Raw genomic sequence first — 21,009 nt, forward strand, 5'->3', positions numbered from 1 at the left:
AGGCCCGGAAGCCGGGTATTTTACCCCGCGTCGCCCGATCATGCAAAGTTTGCGTTAAACGATCCATTGAAAGGCCCGTTCAGGCCAGCTCCGCCGCCGCCCGTTCACCGAAACGCCGGGTCCAGCTGCCCGCCGGCTCCGGAAGCCGCACCAGTTGCCGGACCTGGGACAGGAAAGCGTCGCGCGGCAGGTGGGTGGCGCCCATGCGCAGCAGGTGCGGGTTCTCGACCTGGGCGTCGATCAACGGCCAACCCCAGTCGTGCAATGCCTGCGCCAGCGAGGCCAGCGCCACCTTGGAGCCGCCGCTGCGGGCGCTGAACATGCTCTCGCCGAAGAACATGCGGCCGATGGCCACGCCGTAGATGCCGCCGACCAGTTCGTCGCCGTCGCGGACCTCCAGCGAATGGGCGTGGCCGAGCCGGTGCAGTTCGACGTAGGCGTGGAGCATGTCGTTGGTGATCCATGTACCGTCCTGGCCCGGGCGTGGGGCCTGTGCGCAGGCCCGCATCACCGCGGCGAACGCGGTATCGGCGGTGATGCGCCACGTGCTGGCGCGCAACCCGCGGCGGAAGCGCGAGGACAGGCGCACGCCATCGGTGCGGAACACCATGCGCGGGTCCGGCGACCACCACAGCAGCGGCTGGCCTTCGGAAAACCACGGGAACACGCCGCCGGCATAGGCGTTGAGCAGGCGCGCCGGGGACAGGTCGCCGCCGACGGCGAGCAGGCCGTCGGGTTCGTGCAGTGCCAGTTCGGCCGGCGGGAACGGCGCGTCAGGGGCAGGTGGCAGCAGGAACGGGGGGCGGCTCATGCACCGCATTGTAGGTGCGGGGCTTGCCCCGCACGGCGCTTCACCGGGAGTGCTGCATGCGGGGCAGGTCCCGCATCCACGGCATGACCATTCGCAAAAATCTCGTAGGTGCCGGGCTTGCCCGGCACGGGGCTTGGTCGGGAAGGCCTCATGCGGGGCAAGCCCCGCATCTACGGCTTGAACGGTGAGTGGGCCGCCAACTGCCTTGCGTAGCGCGCCACGTCCAACCGCTCCTTGCCGCACCAGTCCGCCAGCGCCTGCCGGAATGCCGGGTCGCCGATCCAGTGACGGCTGCGCACCTCGGTCGGCAGGAAGCCGCGCGCCAGCTTGTGCTCGCCCTGCGCGCCGGGCTCGAAGCGTCGCAGGCCTTCGCGCAGGCAGTAGTCGATGCCCTGGTAGTAACAGGTCTCGAAATGCAGGCCGGGCAGGGCGGTGCCGCCCCAGTAGCGGCCATACAGCGTGTCGCCGCCGCGCAGGCACAGGGCGCCGGCAATCGGCGTGTCGTCCTGCATGGCGAGGAACAGCACCAGTTGCCGCGGCATCCGTTCGGCCAGATGGCGCAGGAACGGCAGCGTCAGCGCCGGTGCGTTGCCGTATTCGGCGAAGGTCTGCAGGTAGAAGCCGTGCATCGCGCGCAGGTCGTCGTCGCCGGCCTCGTCGCCGTGGACGATGCGGAAGCCGATGCCGGCGCGGTTGATCTTCGCCCGCTCCTGGCGGATGTTCTTGCGGTGCTTGCTGTCCATCGCCGCGAGGAAGTCGCCGAAGCCCTCCCAGCCGGGCCGGCGCCGCCACTGGAACTGCACGTCCAGCCGTTGCAGCCAATCGTCGTCGAACAACTCGTCCTCGGCGGCTTCGTGGAAATTGACGTGGGCCGACGACAGCCCGGCGGCCTGCACGTGCTCGACGATGGCATGCAACAGGGCGCGGCGGTCGTCGTCATCGCGGGCCAGCAGGCGCGGGCCGGTGACCGGCGAATAGGGCACGGCGCCGAGCCATTTGGGGAAGTAGTCCAGCCCATGCCGCGCATAGGCGTGCGCCCAGGCGTGGTCGAAAACGAACTCGCCGTGCGAGTTTTCCTTCAGGTAGCCCGGTACCGCGCCGACCAGCTCATCGCCGCGCCACAGGGTCAGGTGCTGCGGCGTCCAGCCCCATTCCGGGCGCAGGCAGCCGTGCTGTTCCAGGCCGGCGAGGAAGGCGTGGCTGATGAAAGGATTGCAACCGTCGTGCAGGCCATCCCAGCGTTCGGCCGGGATGGCCCGCAATGAATCCAGCCAGCGGATGCGCGCCATGCGGTGGCGACCCGGCGACAGGGCCGGCCTCAGCCCTGCTGGTCGAGGAAGCGCTCGGCGTCCAGCGCCGCCATGCAGCCGAAGCCGGCCGAGGTGATGGCCTGGCGGTAGTGCTGGTCGGTGACGTCGCCAGCGGCGAACACGCCTTCGATGTTGGTGGCGGTGGCATTGCCGGCGATGCCGGAGCGGATCTTCAGGTAGCCGTTTTCCATCTCCAGCTGGCCGTCGAACAGGTTGGTGTTCGGGTGGTGGCCGATGGCGACGAAGAAGCCGTGGGCGTCGATGTCGCGGGTGCTGCCGTCCTGCGTGGACTTGACCCGCACGCCGGTCACGCCCATGCCGTTGCCCAGCACTTCGTCCACCTGGTGGTGCCAGACGGTCTCGATCTTGCCGGCGGCGACCTTGGCGAACAGCTTGTCCTGCATGATCTTTTCCGCGCGCAGGGTGTCGCGGCGGTGCACCAGGTAGACCTTGCGGGCGATGTTGGACAGGTACAGCGCTTCCTCCACCGCGGTGTTGCCTCCACCGACCACGACCACGTCCTGGTCCTTGTAGAAGAAGCCGTCGCAGGTGGCGCAGGCCGACACGCCACGGCCCTTGAAGGCTTCCTCGGAGGGAATGCCGAGGTACTTGGCGGTGGCGCCGGTGGCGATGATCAGCGCGTCGCAGGTGTACTGTGCGTTGTCGCCGGTCAGGGTGAACGGGCGCTTGGACAGATCGGCGGTGTGGACGTGGTCGAACACCACTTCGGTGTCGAAGCGCTCGGCATGGGCCTGCATGCGTGCCATCAGGTCCGGGCCCATCAGGCCGTGGGCATCGCCCGGCCAGTTGTCCACTTCGGTGGTGGTCATCAGCTGGCCGCCCTGCTGCAGGCCGGTGACCACCAGCGGCTTGAGGTTGGCGCGCGCGGCATAGACCGCGGCGGTCCAGCCGGCGGGGCCGGAGCCGAGGATCAACAGACGGGTGTGCTTGGTCGGAAGGCTGGAAGTGCTCATGCAGGCTCGTGGCAGGGGGAAGAGGCGGGCGATGGCCCGGGCTGCGTAATAGAGTGGTGCCCGCTGCTGGGTGAATCAAGGCGCTTTCCTTCTCCCGGCGGGAGAAGGTGCCCCGCAGGGGCGGATGAGGGGTGAGCGGAGCCAATGATGTCTGAACCATCTGGACCCCATTGCCCCTCACCCCAACCCCTCTCCCGGAGGGAGAGGGGCTTTCCCTTTCCCTGTGCGGATGAAACAGGGGCAGCCGTCGTTTAATATCAAGCGCTAACCATGCATTTCTCAAGGTCTGGTCCAAGGTGGCGAAACAGCTCCCGGAACGTGACAGGAACACCAGCGCCGCCGCGCGCAAGCAGGCCGCGGCGGCGGACAACACGCGCCGCAACAAGCTGTGGCGCGACCTGGCATTGATCGCCATCGCGCCGGCGCTGCTGTACCTGCTGGCCAGCCTGTTCACCTATTCGCCGCAGACCGACCCGGGCTGGACCAGTTCCGGCTCGGTGGTCGCGCCGGTGCACAACATGGGCGGCAAGGTGGGGGCGTGGATCGCCGACGTACTGCGCCAGCTGTTCGGCCATGTCGCCTACCTGATCCCGCTGATGCTGGGCGCGGTGGCGTGGATCGCGATGTTCGGCCTCAAGCGCGAGGACCGCGGGCAGGACGACCTGGGCCCGGCGTTGCGGCTGGTCGGCATCGTCGGTTTCCTGATCGGCGCCACCGGCTTCCTGTACCTGCGCATCGGTGGCGCCGACGTCGCCAATGCCGGCGGCGGCCTCGGCGTGCTGGTCGGCAAGTCGCTGAAGAACGGTTTTGGCGAACTGGGCGCCAGCCTGTTCCTGCTGGTGCTGCTGCTGACCTCGGTCACCCTTGCCACCGGGCTGTCCTGGTTCTGGCTGATGGAGAAGATCGGCGGCTGGGTGCTGGCGCTGGGGCCGTTGCTGGCGCAGAAGAAGGAGCAGGCCAGCGAATGGCAACAGACCCGCGCCCTGCGCGAGGAACGCGAGGAAGTGCGCAAGGTCGATGCCGAAGTGCGTGCCAAGCGCGAGCCGGTGAAGATCGAGCCGCGGCCGGTGCCGGTCATCGAGAAGAGCGAGCGCGCCAAGCGCGAGACGCAGATCCCGATGTTCCAGGGCGTCAACGGCGACGGCTCGGACCTGCCGCCGCTGGCGTTGCTGGACGATCCCAAGCCGCAGCCCAAGGGCTACGACGAGCAGACCCTGGAAACCCTGTCGCGGCAGATCGAGTTCAAGCTCAAGGATTTCCGCATCGACGCGCAGGTGGTCGGCGCCTATCCGGGCCCGGTCATCACCCGCTTCGAGATCGAGCCGGCGCCGGGCATCAAGGTCAGCCAGATCAGCTCGCTGGACAAGGACATCGCCCGCGGCCTGTCGGTCAAGTCGGTGCGCGTGGTCGACGTGATCCCCGGCAAGTCGGTGATCGGCCTGGAGATTCCCAACGTCACCCGCGAGATGATCTTCCTGTCCGAGCTGCTGCGCTCGAAGGAATACGACAAGTCGGCCAGCGTGCTGACCCTGGCGCTGGGCAAGGACATCGCCGGCCGCCCGACCGTGGCCGACCTGGCGCGCATGCCGCACCTGCTGGTGGCCGGCACCACCGGCTCGGGCAAGTCGGTGGCGGTCAACGCGATGGTGCTGAGCCTGCTGTACAAGGCCAGCCCGAAGGACCTGCGGATGCTGATGATCGACCCGAAGATGCTGGAACTGAGCGTCTACGAGGGCATCCCGCACCTGCTGGCGCCGGTGGTCACCGACATGAAGGAGGCCGGCAACGGCCTGCGCTGGTGCGTGGCCGAGATGGAGCGCCGCTACAAGCTGATGAGCGCGGTGGGCGTGCGCAACCTGGCCGGCTTCAACAAGAAGGTCAAGGACGCCATCGACGCCGGCCAGCCGCTGATGGACCCGCTGTTCAAGCCGAACCCGGAAATGGGCGAGGTGCCGCGCCAGTTGGAGCCGCTGCCCTTCATCGTCATCTTCATCGACGAATTCGCCGACATGATGATGATCGTCGGCAAGAAGGTCGAAGAGCTGATCGCGCGGCTGGCACAGAAGGCGCGCGCGGCCGGCATCCACCTGATCCTCGCCACGCAGCGGCCGTCGGTGGACGTCATCACCGGCCTGATCAAGGCCAACATCCCGACCCGCATCGCCTTCCAGGTCAGTTCAAAGATCGACTCGCGCACCATCCTCGACCAGTCCGGTGCCGAGGCGCTGCTGGGCAACGGCGACATGCTGTACCTGCCGCCGGGCACCGCCATGCCCGACCGCGTGCACGGCGCCTTCGTCTCCGACGAGGAAGTGCACCGCGTGGTCGAGCACCTCAAGGCCAGCGGCCCGGTCGAGTACATCGAGGGCGTGCTGGACGAGGTACAGACGATGGGCGACGGCGTGGTGGTCGGCGCCACCGGCCTGCCCGAGTCCAGCGCCGCCGGCGACGAATCCGACCCGCTGTACGACGAGGCCCTGCGCATCGTCACCGAAACCCGCCGCGCCTCGATCTCGGGCGTGCAGCGCCGCCTGAAGATCGGCTACAACCGCGCCGCGCGCCTGATCGAGGCGATGGAGGCGGCCGGCGTGGTCAGCGCGCCGGAACACAACGGCGACCGCACGGTGCTGGCGCCGCCGCCACCCAAATAAGGGCAGGGCGGCGCGTCCGATGATGATTGCCGCCCATTCAGTTCCATCAGGGCAGACTCTGCCTACCTTCCACGCCAGCACGCCATCGCCATGAATGCCACCCTGCGCCACACCCTGATTGCCGTTGCCCTGGCCGGTGCCGGGTTCGCCGGCAGCGCCCATGCCGGCGCGCGCGACGACCTCGATGCCTTCACCAATGGCCTGCGCGGCCTGGACGGGCAGTTCAGCCAGCAGGTGTTCGACACCCGCGGCAAGCTCAAGGAGTCGTCCAGCGGCCATGTCGCGCTGTCGGCGCCGCGCCTGTTCCGCTGGGAATACACCAGCCCGCACCCGCAGCTGATCGTCGCCGACGGCAGCAAAGTATGGGTCTACGAACCCGACCTGGAACAGGCCACGGTGCGCAGCCAGGGCGAGGAAGAGCAGAACAGCCCGCTGACCGCGCTGGTCAACCCGGCATTGCTGGACCGCCAGTACGACGTCAGCGAGGAAGCCGCGCCGCGCGACGGCATGCAGTGGCTGTCGCTGAGTCCCAAGCGCGAGACCGAGGCCAGCTTCCAGTACGCCGCACTGGGCTTTGGCCAGAACGGGCTGGCGCGCATGGAAATCATCGATGCGGTGGGCCAGCGCACGGTGATCGATTTCAGCGGCTGGAAGAAGAACCCGAGCTTCGCCAACGGCACGTTCCGCTTCGTTCCCGACAAGAACGTGGACGTCATCGGCGAACGCTGAATGGATGCCGATGGGTAGTGCCGGCCAGCGGCGGCGCTACCCATGACACACCCGTAGGTCGGGGCTGCGCCCCCGACGCACCCCGCATGCAGCACCTGCATCTCAATGGCCGAGACGCGCCCCCGCTAGAATGCCGCCGTGGCCAGATCCCGAAACACCTTTTCCGAACCGCCCGCCGATCTGCTGAGCGCGGACCGCGAAGGCATGCGCCCGCTCGCCGAGCGCATGCGCCCGCGCACGCTGGACGAGATGGTCGGGCAGAAACGCCTGCTGGCGCCCACTACCGCGCTGCGCCGGGCGATCAAAGCCGGCCGCGTGCACTCGATGGTGCTGTGGGGGCCGCCGGGTTGCGGCAAGACCACGCTGGCGCTGCTGCTGGCGCACTATGCCGACGCCGAGTTCCGCGCCATTTCCGCGGTACTGTCCGGGCTGCCGGAAGTACGGCAGGTGCTGGCCGAGGCCGCGCAGCGCTTCGCCGAGGGACGGCGCACCGTGCTGTTCGTCGACGAGGTACACCGCTTCAACAAGAGCCAGCAGGACGCCTTCCTGCCGCACATCGAGCGCGGCACCATCATTTTCGTCGGCGCCACCACCGAGAACCCCTCGTTCGAGCTGAATTCGGCGCTGCTGTCGCGCTGCCGCGTGCACGTGCTCGAAGCGGTGTCGCCCGAGGACGTGGTCGAAGCGCTGCAGCGGGCACTGGACGACGAGGAGCGTGGTCTTGGCGGCGAGGACATCAGCATCTCGCCCGGGTCACTGCTGGAAATCGCCCGCGCCGCCGATGGCGACGTGCGCCGCGCGCTGACCCTGCTGGAAATCGCCGCCGAGCTGGCGGCCGGCGAGGGCGGCGAAATCACCCCGGAGACGCTGTTGCAGGTGCTGGCCGACCGCACCCGGCGCTTCGACAAGGGGGGCGAGCAGTTCTACGACCAGATCTCGGCGCTGCACAAATCCGTGCGCAGCTCCAACCCGGATGGCGCCATCTACTGGCTGGCGCGCATGCTCGACGGCGGCTGCGACCCGTCCTACCTCCTGCGCCGGCTCACCATCATGGCGGTGGAGGACGTGGGGCTGGCCGACCCGCGCGCGCTGGAAATGGCGATCAACGTCTGGAATGCCTATGACCGCATCGGTGCGCCGGAAGGCAACATCGCCCTGTCCAACCTGGCCATCTACCTGGCCAGCACCGCCAAGTCCAACGCCAGCTACAAGGCACTGGCCGCGGCGCAGGCCGACATCGCCGAACTCGGCACCCAGCCGGTGCCGATGCACCTGCGCAATGCCCCGTCGCGGCTGATGAAGTCCCTGGGCTACGGCAAGGGCTACCAGTACGACCACGACGTCGAAGGCGGCATCGCCCTCGACCAGACCGCCTTCCCCGATGAAATGGGCGAGCGCGTCTATTACCAGCCGGTCGAGCGTGGGCTGGAAATCAAGCTCAAGGAAAAGCTCGACCGCCTGCGCGCGGCCCGCGAGCAGGCGCGCGCGAAGAAGGGCACACCGGGTGCCTGAGCCGCCGGTGACACCAGTGGTTTCCACGGCCCCGGCGATACCGCATGATGCGCCTCCCTGAAGAAACGGATCGACACATGCAGGCAGGACGGGAAAAGCGATGAGCAGCCCGATGGCGACCCCGTGCCACGAGGTGGCTGCCGCCTACGCGGTCATCGGCGCCGACGTCGGCGGCACCTACGCCCGTCTGGGATGGATGCCCGCGTCCGGCGGCGACAACGCGGCCGTCGATGTGCGCGACTTCCACGTCTATCACTGTGCCGAGCATGCCGGCCTGGGGGCGATCCTGTGCGATTACGCGGACCGGCTGCGCAGGGACCCGGCAATACCGCCGGTGACGCACGCCACGGTCGCCATCGCCGGCGTGCTGGACGGTGACCGCCTGCTCAACACCAATCTGGCCTGGCCGGTGTCGCTGGCCGATACCCGGCGCGAAACCGGGTTGGAGACGCTGGAAATCATCAACGACTTCGCCGCCGTCGCCGGGGCCATCCTCCATGCCGCCCCCGGCAGCCGGCACCGCTTGTCCACGCATGCCGAGCAGGCGGCACCGGGCCCGGCGCTGGTGCTGGGCCCTGGCACCGGGCTTGGCGTGGCGGTGCGCTTGCAGGGTGGCCACCCGCCGGTATTGGCCAGCGAAGCCGGGCACGCGGCGCTGGCCGCTGGCACTGCATTGGAAATGGAGGTGCTGCGCCTGCTGCAGCAGCGCCACGGTCACGGCCATGTCGACAACGAGCAGGTGCTGTCCGGTCCTGGTCTGGTCACGTTGTATGCCTGCCTGTGTGAATTGGAAGGCGGCACGCCGCGCTGGAACACACCGGCCGAAATCGTCGCCGCGGCTTCCACCGGCCACGACCCGCTGGCCGTGGCCAGCATCCGTACCTTCTGCGGTTGGCTGGGCAGCTTCGCCGGCGACATCGCTCTCACTTTCGGCGCTCGCTCGGTACACCTGACCGGCGGTATCACCGACCACATCGCCCGCTGGCTGCACGAGGGCGACTTCATGCAGCGCTTCCTCGCCAAGGGCAGGCTCTCGCCGATGTTGCAGCAGGTACCGGTATGGCGCATCGAGCACGGCCAATTGGGGGTACTGGGGGCATTGGCCTGGAATGTGAGGCAATGACTCATATTTTTCCAACAACCAACTGATATTATTAATATTTTATAGAAATGGAGTCGCATTGCCGAAGCCATCGAAGGCGACGACCAACTGATTTGTGTTGACAACTACTACACGTAGATCCAGCATCCGTATATCTTTTGTATATCGGAGGAGCCATGCGTGCTGCTGCCATCAACCTGCGTGCCTTGCCCGAGCAGCGCGACCTGATCGACCAGGCCGCCAGCCTGCTGGGCAAGAGCCGCTCTGATTTCATGCTGGAAACCGCCTGCGCACGCGCGCAGGAGGTGGTGCTGGATCAGGTGTTCTTCACCTTGGACGAAGAGAAGTTCACGCGGTTCATGGCGGTGCTGGATGCGCCGCCGAAGCCGAATCCCGGCCTTGAGCGGCTGCTGGTGCGCAAGCCGATTTGGGAAAAGGCGTAATGCGCCTGCCGCTGGCCGAGCCGGTGCCGCTGGCGGCCATGCACCGGCTGGACGGCTTCGACTGTGGTGAAAGCGAACTCGACGATTGGCTGCGCCGGCGTGCCTTGGTCAACCAGTTGGGCGGTGCCAGCCGTACCTTCGTGGTGGCCGATGCCGACAACGTCGTGCGTGGCTATTACGCGCTGGCCGCCGGGGCGATTTCGCATGGGCTGGCCTTGGGCAAGGTCAAGCGCAACATGCCCGATCCGGTGCCGGCCATCGTGCTGGGCCGCCTGGCGGTGGACAGGCCGGCGCACGGCCTCGGCTTGGGTGGCGACTTGTTGATGGATGCCGTGCGGCGCGTGATCGGCATTTCCGAGCAGGTCGGTGTGCGCGCGATGCTGGTGCATGTGCTGCACGAACGCGCCCAACGCTTCTACGAGCACTTCGGTTTCGAGTCTTCGCCGTTGCAGCCCTTGGTGCTGATGCTGCGGTTGGGTGGCGAGCGCAACTCCTGAAGCGCATACCCGTAGGTGAGGGGCTTGCCCCACACGGGCTTTACCGGGAACGCCGCATGCGGGGCAAGCCCCGCATCTTGTGTCTTGAAGCCTGCCCCGATCAGGCAGACTTCCCCGGAGTGATCCGGGAGGTTCCGATGATGCCGTCTCCGCACTTGAGCCTTCGAGCTCGCACCGTAGATCCGGCACATCGGAACCCTTTTCCGCCCTGGAGCTTGAACGGTATCTTCGGCCCGCTTTTGCGAGAGCCAGCACGAACAAGGGCAAGCCAGGCGGTCACTGTATCCGGTTCGACAGCAGGAGACAGAGACATGCAGGTGATAGGCATCGACGTGGCCAAGGCCACCTTCGACATCGCCCTGCCACTGGGGCAGGGCAAGTACCGCACCCGGGGCAAGCTCGGCAACACCGCCGCGGGTTGGGAACAACTGCTGGCCTGGAGACAGGCTCACGCCCCGGAAGCGGCGGTGGGCATGGAAGCCACGGGTATCTACCACGAGGCGCTGGCCGAGCGGCTGGTCGCGGCCGGGGTCACCGTCTACGTGGTCAATCCGGCGCAGATCAAGGCTTACGGCCAGAGCGAGTTGCTGCGGACCAAGACCGACCGGACCGATGCCAAGCTCATCGCCCGGTTCTTGCAGTCGCGCCTGCAGGAGCCGGACCGGCTTCATCCCTACGTGCCGCCGACACCGGTCGAGCGCACGTTGCGGGCCTTGGTGCGCCGACGGGACGAGCTCAAGCAGATGCGGCAGATGGAGCTCAATCGGCTGGAGAGCACCCATGCGGCGTTGGCCGCGAGCATCGGCCAGGTCGTGGCGACGCTGGAACAGCAGATCACCCAGATCGAGAAGGCGATCAACGAGCACATCGACAATGACCCGGACCTGCGCGGACGGCGTGACCTGCTTACCACCATCCCGGGCATCTCCGGCACCACCAGCGCCTTCCTGCTGGCGTGTCTGGGCGAGCTGAACCAGTACAGCGACGTGGGCCAGATCGTGGCCCATGCCGGGCTGAATCCAGCCCGCCGGCAGTCCGGCACGCACGAAGGCAAGGTCCGCATCTCGCGTGTCGGCAATGCCACACTGCGCGCCAAGCTCTACATGCCGGCCCTGGTGGGCAAGCGCCACACCCCCGTGCTGGCCGCCTTTGCCCAGCGACTGGCCGAACGGGGCAAGCCACCCAAGCTCATCCTCTGCGCCTTGATGCGAAAGCTCCTGCACATCGTCTGGGGGGTGCTCAAGTCCGCTACGCCCTTCGATCCCCGAAAGGCCATTGCACACGCCTAAGCAAGACGGTATCTACGGAAGCGGGTTCAGCGCTCGCAGGCCAGCAGCTGGCCGGCGTCGAGCAGGATCATCGGCCGCTGGCCGAGGCGGGCGACGCCGCGGAACAGGGTGTTGGAGATGCGGCAGATGCGCACCGTGTCCGGTGGCTCGATCTGCGATTCGGTCAGGTTGGTCACGTCCTCGACCGCCGAGACGCGCAGGCCGAGCACTTCGCCGTTTTCCTCCAGCACCACGATGCGGGTCTGGCTGTCCTCGACGACCGGGGTCAGGTCCAGGTGCAGGCCGAGGTCGATGACCGGCACCACCTGGCCGCGCAGGTTCATGATGCCGAGCATCGAGGGACCGGTGCCGCGCAGGCCCAGCAGCGGCACCGGCAGCACCACTTCCTGCACCTTGAGCAGTTCCAGCGCATAGGCCTGCGCGCCGCAGCGCAGCCGCAGCCAGCGCGAGGTGCGCTCGTTGGCGCGGCGGTGGCGCGGTTGTTCGGGCTCGCGGGCCTGCGCCTGCAGGGTGGCCCAGACGTTGTTGCCGGCCACGGCGGGGGCCGTGACCTCCGGCGCCGGGGCGGGTGCAGCAGGGGCGGGCGCGGGGCGCGGCGCCGGTGCGGCCTTGGCGACGGCGGGAGCCGGGGAGGGGGCGGCGGGCATGGGCGATTCCATGACGGGGGCAGGCATGGCGGGGGCAGTGGCGGTGTCCGCGGGTTCCGCCGCTGCCGGCGCGGGGGGCGGAGCAAGGGCCACGACGGTCGGCGCGGCCTGCCGCGGTTCGCCGGCCTCGGCCTTGGCTTCGACCACGGTTTCCCCGGTCATGGCCTCGGCCACGGCGGTGGGCGGCACCACGGCGACCACGCCGGGTTTGGGTGCGGGGGCGGCCGGGGCAATGTCCAGCAGCAGTTCGCCGAGATAGTCGTCGAGCACGTTGGTCGCGTTCATGCCGCTTTCTCCAGTTGCGCGGCGTCCTCGGCGCGCAGCCAGTCCAGCGCGTGGCGGTAGGCGGCCAGGCCGCGGCCGGGGTAGCCGTCGTCCTGGACCGGCGCGGTCAGGGTGGCCGGGTTGCTGATGCGGGTATCCACCGGGATGGCGTCTTCCCAGACGCGGGTGCCGTAGCGGTCCTGCATTTGCTTCAGGGTTTCGTTGCCGGCGCGGGTGCGGCGGTCGAACAGGGTCGGCAGGATCGAGATCGGCAGCGGTCGCTGGCGCGAACGCTCGACCATCTCGCCGGTGCGCACCATGCCGTCCAGCCCGTGCAGCGCCAGCGGCTCGGCCTGGGTGGGGACGATCAGGCGGTCGGCGGCTGCCAGCGCGTTGATCATCAGCAGGCCCAGGGTGGGGGCGCAGTCGAGCAGGATGTGGTCGTGGCGTTCGCCGTGGCGGGCCAGCGCCTGTTGCAGGGCCAGGCCGAGGCCGGGCTGGCTGGCGCTGCGCCGTTCCAGCGTGGCCAGCGCGGCCTGCGCGCACAGGTAGTCCAGCCCGGGGATGTCGCTGGGGCGGGCCAGCGCGGCGATTTCCTGCGGCGGGGTGGCGAACAGTTCCAGCACGCCGCTTGGCGGCGGGTCCAGCGGCACGCCGAAGGAGCGGGTCAGCGAGGCGTGCGGGTCGAGGTCGACCAGCAGCACGCGCTGGCCGAGCGCGGCCAGGCCGCGGCCCAGGGCCAGGGTGGTGGTGGTTTTGCCGACGCCACCCTTCTGGTTGGCAATGGCCCAGATACGCATCAGTGCACTCCTCTTGTTGCGGCCGGCTGGCCCGCCTCGGGGGCGGGCGCCGGGGTGGCGCTGTCGGTCGCCGCCGCGGCCTGTTCGGCGGCGGTGGCGACCACGTCGTCGGCCAGCGCGTCGGCGCTGGCGGCCGAGTCGGCCAGGATGATGACCATCACCCGCCGGTTGCGGTTGCGGCCTTCGGGCAGGTCGTTGCTTTCGCGCGGGCGGAATTCGCCGTAGCCCATCATCGCCAGCCGCTGCGGCTGCACGCCGTGGTCGGCGAACAGGTGCACCACGCTGGCCGCGCGGGTGGCCGAAAGCTCCCAGTTGGACGGGTACTGCGCGGTGGCGATCGGCACGTTGTCGGTATGGCCTTCCACGCGCACGCCGTTGGGTACGTCCCGCAGCACGTCGGCCAGCGTGCCCAGGGTCTGGCGGGCGCTGGCCTCCAGCGTCGCCGAGCCGGTCGGGAACAGGATGTCGCTGTTGATCTCCACCTCGATCCACAGCTCGGTACGGCGCACGTTGATCACGCCCTTGTCCACCAGCGGCGCCAGCGACAGGTTCAGCCGCTCGGCGATGCGGCTGAGCTGGCGCTCGGCGCGCTGCAGGTGCTCGCGGTCGCGCAGCGACACCGGCTGGGTCATCTGCGAGGCCATCGACGGCAGCCGGGTGGGGTCGGACATCGCCCCGCCGGTCATGCTCGGCGCGCGGATCACCGACGGGCTGTCGTGGCCGCCGCCCTGCACCTGCTGGTTGCCCACCTGCACCTGGGTGATGGTGCGCGGGGCGCCGCCGAAGGCGGTGGTCAGGGCGTCGGCCATGACCCGGTACTTGCCCTCGTTGAGCGAGGAAATGGCGTACATGACCACGAAGAACGCCAGCAGCAGCGTCATCAGGTCGGCATAGGGGATGGCCCATGCCTCGTGGTTGGCGTGCTCTTCGTGGGCGGTGCGGCGGGCCATGATCCGAACCTCAGCCCAGGAAGCCGGCCAGGCTGGTTTCGATGTTGCGCGGGTTCTCGCCCTGGGCGATCGCGATCAGGCCCTCGATGATCATCTCGCGGTCGCGGCTGTTGTGCGCGATCACGCTCTTGAGCTTGGCGCAGACCGGCAGGAACAGCAGGTTGGCCGAGGCGATGCCGTAGATGGTGGCGGTGAACGCGGCGGCGATGCCGTGGCCGAGCTTGCTCGGGTCGGCCAGGTTCTTCATCACCGCCATCAGACCCAGCACCGCGCCGATGATGCCCAGCGTCGGCGCGTAGATGCCCATGCCCTCGAATACCTTGGCCGCGGCCAGGTCGCGGTGCTCCTGGCCGCTGAGCTCGATCTCCAGCATGCGCCGGATGGCGTCCGGCTCGACCCCGTCGACTACCAGTTGCAGGCCCTTGCGCACGAACGGGTCGTCCTGCTGCTCCACATGCGGCTCCAGCCCGAGCAGGCCCTGGCGGCGGGCGATGTTGCTCCATTCCACGATCTGCCGGATCAGCAGCTGGCGGTCGCTGGCCGGCGGCCGCACCACCCAGCGCACGATGCGGAAGGCATGGCGGAAGATCGCCGGCGAGGTGTGCAGCAGGATCGCGGCGATGGTGCCGAGGATGACGATGACGAACGCGGCGGGCGACCACAGCGAGGACAGGCCCGCGCCCTTGAGGATGCTGCCGCCGACCAGCGAGGCCAGGGCAAGGAAAAGTCCGATGATGCTGAGTCTGTCCATTGATGGTGTATCGGCTTTTGCAGGGGGGACTTGAACCGGCCGGTGCTCAGTCCTGGCTGCGCAGGCCGTCCACGTCGAGGATCAGCGCCATGCGGCCGTCGCCGATCAGGGTGGCGCCGGCGTAGCCGTTGAGCCCGCGCAGGGCCTTGGGCAGCGGCTTGATCACCACTTCCTCGCGGCCGCGCACCTGGTCCACGACCAGGCCGAAGCGGGCCTCGCCCATCTGCAGCACGACGATGGTCAGCAGGCTGGCCTGTATCGGCTCCACGTCCAGCCACTGGCGCAGGTCCAGCAGCGGCAGGGTGTGCGACTTGCGGTCGAGCACGGCGCGGCCGTCGAACCAGCCCAGCGACGAGGGCGGGGCGTGCAGCACTTCCATCACCCGCGCCAGCGGCAGTGCGTAGATGTCCTCGCCGGCCTGCACCAGCAGGGTCGGCAGGATCGCCAGGGTCAGCGGCACGCGGATCAGGAAACGGCTGCCGCGGCCGAGCTCGGACTGGATCTGGATCTGCCCGCTCAGTTCGCGGATGCGCGACTGCACCACGTCCATGCCGACGCCGCGGCCGGAGATGTCGGTGACCTCCTGCTTGGTCGAGAAACCGGGCAGGAACACCAGGTGCAGGCATTCCTCGCTGCTCAGGCGGGCGGCGGCCTCGGGGTCGAGCAGGCCCTTCTCGCGCGCCTTGGCGCGCAGCCGCTCGGGGTCGATGCCGGCGCCGTCGTCCTGCACCTCGATGCTGACGTAGTCGCCTTCCTGGTGCGCGGACAGGCGCACGTGGCCGCTGCGCGGCTTGCCCTGCGCCTCGCGCAGGTCGGGCATCTCGATGCCGTGGTCGATGGCGTTGCGCACCAGGTGCACCAGCGGGTCGGCCAGTGCCTCGACCAGGTTGCGGTCGAGCTCGGTCTCGGCGCCGATCAGCTCCAGGTCCACTTCCTTCTTCAGGTTGCGGGCGACGTCGCGGGCGACCTTGGGGAAGCGCGAGAACACCTTGCCCACCGGCTGCATGCGGGTGCGCATCACCGCCGATTGCAGGCGCGCGGTGGCGATGTCCAGCACCGAGACGGCGCGGTCCAGCTCCTCGTCCTTCAGGCGCATGCGCAGGGTCTTGAGGCGGTTGCGCGACAGCACCAGCTCGCCGATCAGGTTGACGATGGCGTCCAGCCGCTTGGTGTCCACGCGCACGGTGTGCTCGGGCTCGACGGCCGGCTTGCCCGGGGCGGCGGCGGGCTTGGGCGTGGCCGTCGTGCGCGGCGCCGGGGCCGGCGCAGCGACGGTGGCCGCGACCGGCTTGGCGCCGGGGGCGGCACCGCCATGCAGTTCGTCGAGCAGGGCTTCGAATTCGTCTTCGGTGATCAGGTCGTCGCCGGCCTTGGCCTTGGCGGCCGGCGCGGCGGCCGCGACCGGCTTGGCGCCGGGAGCGGCACCGCCGTGCAGTTCGTCGAGCAGGGCCTCGAATTCGTCCTCGCTGATCAGGTCGTCGCCGCCCTTGGCGGGCTTTGCCGCGGCGGCCGGTTTGGCGCCGGGTGCGGCGCTGCCGTGCAACTGGTCGAGCAGGGCCTCGAATTCGTCTTCGTCGATCAGGTCGCCGTCGGCCGCGGCGGCGGCCACCGGGGCGGCGGCCGGGACCGCGTCGACGTCGAACAGGGCGATCAGCGCCGGCGGCGCGTGCTCCGGTTCGGTGCCGGCGGAAACGGCGTCGAGCATGGCCTGCAGCCAGTCCAGCGACTGCTGCGCGGCGTCGAAGTGGTGCGCCTGCAATACCGCCTTGCCCGAGCGCGCCATGCCCAGGGTTTCCTCGGCGGCGTGGCACAGTTCGACCATCGCGTTGATGCCGAGGAAGCCGGCGCCGCCCTTGAGCGTGTGGAAGCCACGGAACACCGCGTTGAGCTGGTCGCCGTCCTGCGGCGCCTGCTCCAGCGTCACCAGCTGCTCGCCGAGGCGGTCCAGAATTTCCTGGGCCTCGAGGATGAAGTCGGCGGCGATGTCCTCGTCGAAGGCGCTCATGGCGTCACAGCCCCAGGTCGGAGAGCAGGTCGTCGGCGTCGTTCTGGGAAACGGCGTGGCGGTCCAGCCCGGTGACGGCGGGGCCGGCCAGGCCGTCGCGGCTCTCGTTTTCCGGCGGCGGCAGGCCGAGCGCGCCGAAGCCCTCGTGCACGCGGCGGACGATGCCGACCACGCGGCGGATGATCTGCCCGGTCAGGTCCTGGTAGCTCTGGGTCAGGGCGATCTCGGTCAGGTTGTGGCGGATGCGGTCCAGCACCTGCTGCTGTTCCTCGGCCGGCAGCGCGCCTTCGTGCAGGTGCGCGGTCAGGGTGCGGCATTCCTCGGCCAGGTCGAGGGTGCGGTGGGTGGCCTTTTCGGTCATCTCCACCACGTGGTCCAGGCGCGCGCAGGCATCGGTCAGCTCGCCGGCCTCGGACGGCAGCGTCGGCAGTTCGCCCAGCGCCTTGCCCAGCTCGCGCGCCAGCCGGCCGAGCCCGGCCACCATCGGTTTCTCGCGCGCCGCGGCAAGGGCGTCAATTTCCCGGCGCCAGCCGGTTTCGTCGCCGCTTTCCAGTGCCGTCAGCGCGTCCTGCAGGCGTTGCGCCAGCAGGGCCCTTTCGTTTGCGGTGCCCGCGGAGGCGTTCATCAGGCGCTGGCCCCCAGCCGCTCGAAGATCTTGCCCAGCTTCTCCTGCAGGGTCTGCGCGGTGAACGGCTTGATGATGTAGCCGTTCACGCCGTTCTGCGCGGCCTCGATGATCTGCTCGCGCTTGGCCTCGGCGGTGACCATCAGCACCGGCAGGGTCTTGAGCCGGACATCGGCGCGGATCGCCTTGAGCAGCTCGATGCCGGTCATCACCGGCATGTTCCAGTCGGTGACCACGAAATCGAACGGCTGGCTGTTGAGCAGCGCCAGCGCGGCGTGACCGTCCTCGGCTTCGGCGGTGTTGGTGAAGCCCAGGTCGCCCAGCAGGTTCTTGACGATGCGCCGCATGGTCGAGAAGTCGTCGACGATCAGGATCCGCATGTTCTTGTTCAAAAGGTGTTCCTCTTCATGGTTCGTCGAGGCCGGCGTCGGCCGCCTCGAAAATCTTCAGCCGGCCGCGCAGGCGCAGCATGGCCTGGCCGTGGATCTGGCAGACGCGCGACTCGCTCACGCCGAGCACCGCGCCGATCTCCTTCAGGTTCAGTTCCTGCTCGTAGTACAGCGACAGCACCAGCTGCTCGCGTTCGGGCAGCACGGCGATGGCCTTGCCCAGCTCCTCGCCGAACTGGCTGCGTTCGAGCATCTGCTGCGGGGTCGGGCCGCCGCTGGTCGGGGTGTCCAGTTCGCCCTGGTCCTCGATGCGCGATTCCAGGCTCAGCACCTGGCCGCGCGCGGCGTCCTCGATCAGCCGCAGGTAGTCCGGCAGCGGCATCTCCATCGCCTCGGCCACTTCGCTGGCGCTGGCGGCGCGGCCGGTTTCCTGCTCCAGCCGGCGGATGGTGGCGGCGGCGTCGCGGGCGCGGCGGTGCACCGAGCGCGGCACCCAGTCGCCACGGCGGATCTCGTCGATCATCGAGCCGCGGATGCGGATCGAGGCATAGGTTTCGAAGGAGGCGCCCTGTTCGGCGTCGTAGCTGCGCGAGGCCTCGATCAGGCCCATCATGCCGGCCTGGATCAGGTCGTCGATCTCGACGCTGGCCGGCAGCCGCGCGGCCAGGTGGTGGGCGATGCGCCGCACCAGGTCCGAGTGGCGGACGATGACGTCGTTGGCGCTGGCGCGCTGCACTTCGCGGTAGTGGGCGGCGGCCGCGGGTTTCATGTGGCCACCCCGCGCTGCTGCAGGATGCGCTCGAGGAAGAACTCGACGCCGCCGCGCGGCTCGGTGGGCGCCTGCCAGCGCGCGGTGCGGCGGGCGATCTCCTGGATGGCCTGCGCCGCCGGCGAGGCCGGGTACAGCTTGACCACCGGCTGCTGGCGCTGCACCGACAGCCGCAGCCAGTCGTCCTGCGGCACGCAGCCCAGGTAGTTCAGCGAGACGTCGGCGAGGAACTTGTCGCAGACCCGCACCAGCTTCTCGTACAGCACGCGGCCCTCGTTGGGGTCGCGCACCATGTTGGCCACCACCTGCATGCGGTCCACGCCGCGCTCGCGCGAAAGCACCTTGATCAGCGCGTAGGCGTCGGTGATGGACGCTGGTTCGTCGCAGACCACCACCACGGTGTCCTGCGCGGCCTGGCAGAAGGTCAGCACGCTGTCGGTGATGCCGGCGGCGGTGTCGATGATCATCACGTCCAAGTCGCGTTCCAGCTCGGAGAACACGTTGACCAGGCCGACGTGCTCGGCCGGCTGCAGCTCGGCCATGTGCCGGCGGCCGGATGCGGCCGGCACCACCAGCACGCCGCCGGGGCCTTCGATGATCACTTCTTCCAGCGTGCAGCGGCCGGCGACCAGGTCGGCCAGGGTGTTCTTCGGCTGCAGGCCGAGGATGACGTCGATGTTGGCCAGGCCCAGGTCGGCGTCCAGCAGCAGGGTGCGCTTGCCCATGCCGGCCAGCGCCACGGCCAGGTTGGCCGAGACGTTGGTCTTGCCCACGCCGCCCTTGCCGCCGGTCACCGCGATGGTGCGCACCGGCCCGGCCGGCTGCAGGCGGGTGGCCGACAGCGGGAAGGCGTTGGTCAGTTTGGCGTATTCACGCGACGGCATCGGTCAACTCCGGAGTACTGCATGGCATATCGGCCGCTCGGCGCAAATCTTCAAGGCGAAGTACCAGATTGGCCGCCGAGGCCCGGTGCAGATCTTCCGGCACATCCTGCCCATCCGTCACCCACGTGATCGGCAAATGGTGATCCACTGCCACCGAAAGCGCCGAACCCAGCCGCCCGGTCTCGTCCAGCTTGGTCAGCACCAGCCCCTGCGGGTTGGCTGCGCCGAAGCGGCGCACCACCTCGTCCATGTCCTGGAAGCCGGTGTTGGCCGGCAACACCAGCAGGGTACGGATCTGCCCGGCCGCGCGCAGCCACTGCAGCTGGGCGGTGAGGGCGCGGTCGCGCTGGCCGAGGCCGGCGGTGTCGATCAGCACCAGTTTGTAGTCGGCCAGCCGCTCCAGCAACTGGTTCAGGTTGGTGCCGCTGTGGGCCTCGTGCACGGCAATGCCGAGCTGGCGGCCGAAGCCGTACAGCTGCTCGCGGGCGCCGATGCGCTGGGTGTCGGTGGTGACCAGGGCTACGTCGCGCGGGGCGTGGGTTTCGGCGAAGCGCGAGGCCAGCTTGGCGATGGTGGTGGTCTTGCCGGCGCCGGTGGGGCCGACCAGGGCGATGACGCCGCCGGTCTCGATCGGGTCGGCCGGGGTGATCGGCAGCTTCTTCGAGATCAGCCCCAGCATCAGGCCACGGGCGCGCGCCGGGTCGGTGTCGGCCGGGATCTGCATCGCCACGTCGCGGGCCAGGCCGGCGTCGAAGCCGTATTCGTCCATCAGGTCCAGGGCGCTGGCGCGCACCGGGTTGCCGCGCAGGCGCTCGTCGTTGAGGCGGTGCATCTCGCGCTCGATCAGCTGGCGCATGCCGGTCATTTCCTGGCGCAGCTGGGTCAGCTGCTCGTCGTCGCGCGGGGCGCTGGCGACCACGCTCAGCGCCGGGGCGGCAGGCCCCGGCATCTGCACCGGCGCCAATTCTGGTTGGACCGGCTGGACCGGCGCGATAGCCAACGGGGCGGGTGCGGGCTCTTCCAGCGGCGGGTCGATGACGAAGCGGGCGCGGTTGACCGGCGCAGGCGCCGGTGCCGCCGCGACGGTTTCCCGCGGCGGCAGGGCCGTGGCGGCCTCGGCGTTGCCGAGGAAGTTGGCGAACACCTGCTCCGGCACCGTCGCGGCCGGGGCCTTCGGCTGCGGCCGCGGCTGGGCCGGGAAGCGGCTGCCCGGGGCCAGCTCCAGGCTGCTGTCGATGGAGCGGCCGGTGGCACCCACCGCCGAGCGCGCCAGTTCGGCCACCGCCGAGGTGGTGGCGGCCACCGGCTCGGCTTCGGTTTCCGGGGCCCTGCGGCGGGTGACCGCGGCGATGATGGCTTCGGCGGCGCTGCGCGGCTTGGGCGCGGCGGCCGGGGCCGGGCGCGCGGCTTCCAGGGCGCGCTGCACCACGGACTCGTCGTAATGGGCGGCCGCCACGATCTCGACGCCTTCCTCGATGCGCCGGTTGGAGAGGATCACGGCATCGGGGCCATGTTCCTTGCGCACCAGGTTCATGGCGGTGCGCATGTCGGCGGCGACGAAACGTTTGATCTTCATGCTGGCGGCTCGGGAATCGGAATGGGGGGGC

20 protein-coding genes are annotated in these 21,009 nt (G+C 69.2%); 7 read left to right on the top strand and 13 right to left on the bottom strand.

Translation table 11 applies throughout. The features are described 5' to 3' along the window. Positions 1-79 precede the first annotated feature (79 nt). From aat to trxB, 3 genes are all read right to left on the bottom strand, one after another. Entirely contained in the window at positions 80-811 is a 732-nt protein-coding gene (gene aat, locus MIC98_RS09045) for a leucyl/phenylalanyl-tRNA--protein transferase (RefSeq protein WP_057641843.1), read from the bottom strand. Positions 812-981: 170 nt separating this feature from the next. Beyond that, entirely contained in the window at positions 982-2,100 is a 1,119-nt protein-coding gene (locus MIC98_RS09050; RefSeq protein ID WP_239736919.1) for a GNAT family N-acetyltransferase, read from the bottom strand. Positions 2,101-2,129: 29 nt separating this feature from the next. Next, positions 2,130-3,095: a thioredoxin-disulfide reductase gene (trxB, locus tag MIC98_RS09055; protein ID WP_239736920.1), complete on the bottom strand. Its 966-nt coding sequence runs from the start codon at positions 3,093-3,095 to the stop codon at positions 2,130-2,132. A gap of 296 nt (positions 3,096-3,391) precedes the next feature. Between trxB and MIC98_RS09060 the strand changes: the two genes are divergently transcribed. The 7 genes from MIC98_RS09060 (at position 3,392) to MIC98_RS09090 (ending at position 11,318) form a co-directional block, all read left to right on the top strand. Beyond that, positions 3,392-5,746, top strand: coding sequence for a DNA translocase FtsK (locus tag MIC98_RS09060; RefSeq protein ID WP_239736921.1), 2,355 nt, complete (start codon positions 3,392-3,394; stop codon positions 5,744-5,746). 90 nt (positions 5,747-5,836) lie between these two features. Next, complete coding sequence (gene lolA / locus MIC98_RS09065) at positions 5,837-6,475, top strand: outer membrane lipoprotein chaperone LolA (RefSeq protein WP_239736922.1); 639 nt, start codon at positions 5,837-5,839, stop codon at positions 6,473-6,475. Positions 6,476-6,613: 138 nt separating this feature from the next. Continuing rightward, positions 6,614-7,987 carry a replication-associated recombination protein A gene (locus MIC98_RS09070; RefSeq protein ID WP_239736923.1) on the top strand — a complete coding sequence of 458 codons (1,374 nt, stop codon included), beginning with the start codon at positions 6,614-6,616 and terminating at the stop codon, positions 7,985-7,987. Between the two features lie 100 nt (positions 7,988-8,087). Further along, positions 8,088-9,110, top strand: a complete 1,023-nt coding sequence (locus MIC98_RS09075; RefSeq protein WP_239736924.1) for a glucokinase — start codon at positions 8,088-8,090, stop codon at positions 9,108-9,110. 155 nt (positions 9,111-9,265) lie between these two features. Continuing rightward, positions 9,266-9,532, top strand: coding sequence for a DUF1778 domain-containing protein (locus MIC98_RS09080; RefSeq protein ID WP_239736925.1), 267 nt, complete (start codon positions 9,266-9,268; stop codon positions 9,530-9,532). Beyond that, positions 9,532-10,029, top strand: coding sequence for a GNAT family N-acetyltransferase (locus tag MIC98_RS09085; RefSeq protein WP_239736926.1), 498 nt, complete (start codon positions 9,532-9,534; stop codon positions 10,027-10,029). The genes MIC98_RS09080 and MIC98_RS09085 overlap by 1 nt, the downstream gene beginning before the upstream one ends. A 311-nt stretch (positions 10,030-10,340) precedes the next feature. Beyond that, positions 10,341-11,318: an IS110 family transposase gene (locus tag MIC98_RS09090; RefSeq protein ID WP_239736138.1), complete on the top strand. Its 978-nt coding sequence runs from the start codon at positions 10,341-10,343 to the stop codon at positions 11,316-11,318. A 26-nt stretch (positions 11,319-11,344) separates the two neighbouring features. Here MIC98_RS09090 and MIC98_RS09095 read toward each other — a convergent pair whose 3' ends face one another. Genes MIC98_RS09095 through flhF form a run of 10 tightly spaced genes read right to left on the bottom strand, consistent with a single transcriptional unit; the run spans position 11,345 to position 20,978 of the window. Beyond that, the gene (locus tag MIC98_RS09095) at positions 11,345-12,250 is read right to left on the bottom strand and encodes a chemotaxis protein CheW (RefSeq protein WP_239736927.1); all 906 of its coding nucleotides are present in this window, start codon (positions 12,248-12,250) and stop codon (positions 11,345-11,347) included. Beyond that, a complete protein-coding gene (locus tag MIC98_RS09100; RefSeq protein ID WP_239736928.1) occupies positions 12,247-13,029 on the bottom strand; it encodes a ParA family protein in 783 nt (260 codons plus the stop codon). Before MIC98_RS09100 ends, MIC98_RS09095 begins: the two co-directional genes overlap by 4 nt. Further along, positions 13,029-13,979, bottom strand: a complete 951-nt coding sequence (motD, locus tag MIC98_RS09105; RefSeq protein WP_239736929.1) for a flagellar motor protein MotD — start codon at positions 13,977-13,979, stop codon at positions 13,029-13,031. The genes MIC98_RS09100 and motD overlap by 1 nt, the downstream gene beginning before the upstream one ends. Positions 13,980-13,989: 10 nt before the next feature. After that, positions 13,990-14,730 (bottom strand): flagellar motor protein, encoded by a 741-nt coding sequence (locus MIC98_RS09110; protein ID WP_057641922.1) that lies wholly within the window; start codon positions 14,728-14,730, stop codon positions 13,990-13,992. 46 nt (positions 14,731-14,776) lie between these two features. Next, positions 14,777-16,735, bottom strand: coding sequence for a chemotaxis protein CheA (locus MIC98_RS09115; RefSeq protein WP_239736930.1), 1,959 nt, complete (start codon positions 16,733-16,735; stop codon positions 14,777-14,779). A gap of 4 nt (positions 16,736-16,739) precedes the next feature. Next, complete coding sequence (locus MIC98_RS09120; protein ID WP_057641920.1) at positions 16,740-17,360, bottom strand: protein phosphatase CheZ; 621 nt, start codon at positions 17,358-17,360, stop codon at positions 16,740-16,742. After that, on the bottom strand, positions 17,360-17,752 hold the full coding sequence (gene cheY, locus MIC98_RS09125; RefSeq protein WP_239736931.1) for a chemotaxis response regulator CheY: 393 nt from the start codon (positions 17,750-17,752) through the stop codon (positions 17,360-17,362). Before cheY ends, MIC98_RS09120 begins: the two co-directional genes overlap by 1 nt. Before the next feature lie 13 nt (positions 17,753-17,765). Then, complete coding sequence (locus MIC98_RS09130) at positions 17,766-18,518, bottom strand: RNA polymerase sigma factor FliA (RefSeq protein WP_057641918.1); 753 nt, start codon at positions 18,516-18,518, stop codon at positions 17,766-17,768. Beyond that, on the bottom strand, positions 18,515-19,402 hold the full coding sequence (locus tag MIC98_RS09135) for a MinD/ParA family protein (protein WP_239736932.1): 888 nt from the start codon (positions 19,400-19,402) through the stop codon (positions 18,515-18,517). Before MIC98_RS09135 ends, MIC98_RS09130 begins: the two co-directional genes overlap by 4 nt. Beyond that, a complete protein-coding gene (gene flhF, locus MIC98_RS09140) occupies positions 19,389-20,978 on the bottom strand; it encodes a flagellar biosynthesis protein FlhF (RefSeq protein WP_239736933.1) in 1,590 nt (529 codons plus the stop codon). The genes MIC98_RS09135 and flhF overlap by 14 nt, the downstream gene beginning before the upstream one ends. Between the last annotated feature and the right edge of the window lie 31 nt (positions 20,979-21,009).

The sequence above is a fragment of the Stenotrophomonas sp. NLF4-10 genome (genome assembly GCF_022359915.1).
Classification (GTDB): domain Bacteria; phylum Pseudomonadota; class Gammaproteobacteria; order Xanthomonadales; family Xanthomonadaceae; genus Stenotrophomonas; species Stenotrophomonas daejeonensis.

What these genes read in the sequence shown, in the direction of transcription:
- aat (WP_057641843.1), bottom strand. Translation starts at nt 811, where the DNA reads ATGAGCCGCCCCCCGTTCCTGCTGCCACCTGCCCCTGACGCGCCGTTC.
- MIC98_RS09050 (WP_239736919.1), bottom strand. Translation starts at nt 2,100, where the DNA reads ATGGCGCGCATCCGCTGGCTGGATTCATTGCGGGCCATCCCGGCCGAA.
- trxB (WP_239736920.1), bottom strand. Translation starts at nt 3,095, where the DNA reads ATGAGCACTTCCAGCCTTCCGACCAAGCACACCCGTCTGTTGATCCTC.
- lolA (WP_239736922.1), top strand. Translation starts at nt 5,837, where the DNA reads ATGAATGCCACCCTGCGCCACACCCTGATTGCCGTTGCCCTGGCCGGT.
- MIC98_RS09075 (WP_239736924.1), top strand. Translation starts at nt 8,088, where the DNA reads ATGAGCAGCCCGATGGCGACCCCGTGCCACGAGGTGGCTGCCGCCTAC.
- MIC98_RS09080 (WP_239736925.1), top strand. Translation starts at nt 9,266, where the DNA reads ATGCGTGCTGCTGCCATCAACCTGCGTGCCTTGCCCGAGCAGCGCGAC.
- MIC98_RS09085 (WP_239736926.1), top strand. Translation starts at nt 9,532, where the DNA reads ATGCGCCTGCCGCTGGCCGAGCCGGTGCCGCTGGCGGCCATGCACCGG.
- MIC98_RS09090 (WP_239736138.1), top strand. Translation starts at nt 10,341, where the DNA reads ATGCAGGTGATAGGCATCGACGTGGCCAAGGCCACCTTCGACATCGCC.
- MIC98_RS09095 (WP_239736927.1), bottom strand. Translation starts at nt 12,250, where the DNA reads ATGAACGCGACCAACGTGCTCGACGACTATCTCGGCGAACTGCTGCTG.
- MIC98_RS09100 (WP_239736928.1), bottom strand. Translation starts at nt 13,029, where the DNA reads ATGCGTATCTGGGCCATTGCCAACCAGAAGGGTGGCGTCGGCAAAACC.
- motD (WP_239736929.1), bottom strand. Translation starts at nt 13,979, where the DNA reads ATGGCCCGCCGCACCGCCCACGAAGAGCACGCCAACCACGAGGCATGG.
- MIC98_RS09110 (WP_057641922.1), bottom strand. Translation starts at nt 14,730, where the DNA reads ATGGACAGACTCAGCATCATCGGACTTTTCCTTGCCCTGGCCTCGCTG.
- MIC98_RS09115 (WP_239736930.1), bottom strand. Translation starts at nt 16,735, where the DNA reads ATGAGCGCCTTCGACGAGGACATCGCCGCCGACTTCATCCTCGAGGCC.
- MIC98_RS09120 (WP_057641920.1), bottom strand. Translation starts at nt 17,360, where the DNA reads ATGAACGCCTCCGCGGGCACCGCAAACGAAAGGGCCCTGCTGGCGCAA.
- MIC98_RS09130 (WP_057641918.1), bottom strand. Translation starts at nt 18,518, where the DNA reads ATGAAACCCGCGGCCGCCGCCCACTACCGCGAAGTGCAGCGCGCCAGC.
- MIC98_RS09135 (WP_239736932.1), bottom strand. Translation starts at nt 19,402, where the DNA reads ATGCCGTCGCGTGAATACGCCAAACTGACCAACGCCTTCCCGCTGTCG.
- flhF (WP_239736933.1), bottom strand. Translation starts at nt 20,978, where the DNA reads ATGAAGATCAAACGTTTCGTCGCCGCCGACATGCGCACCGCCATGAAC.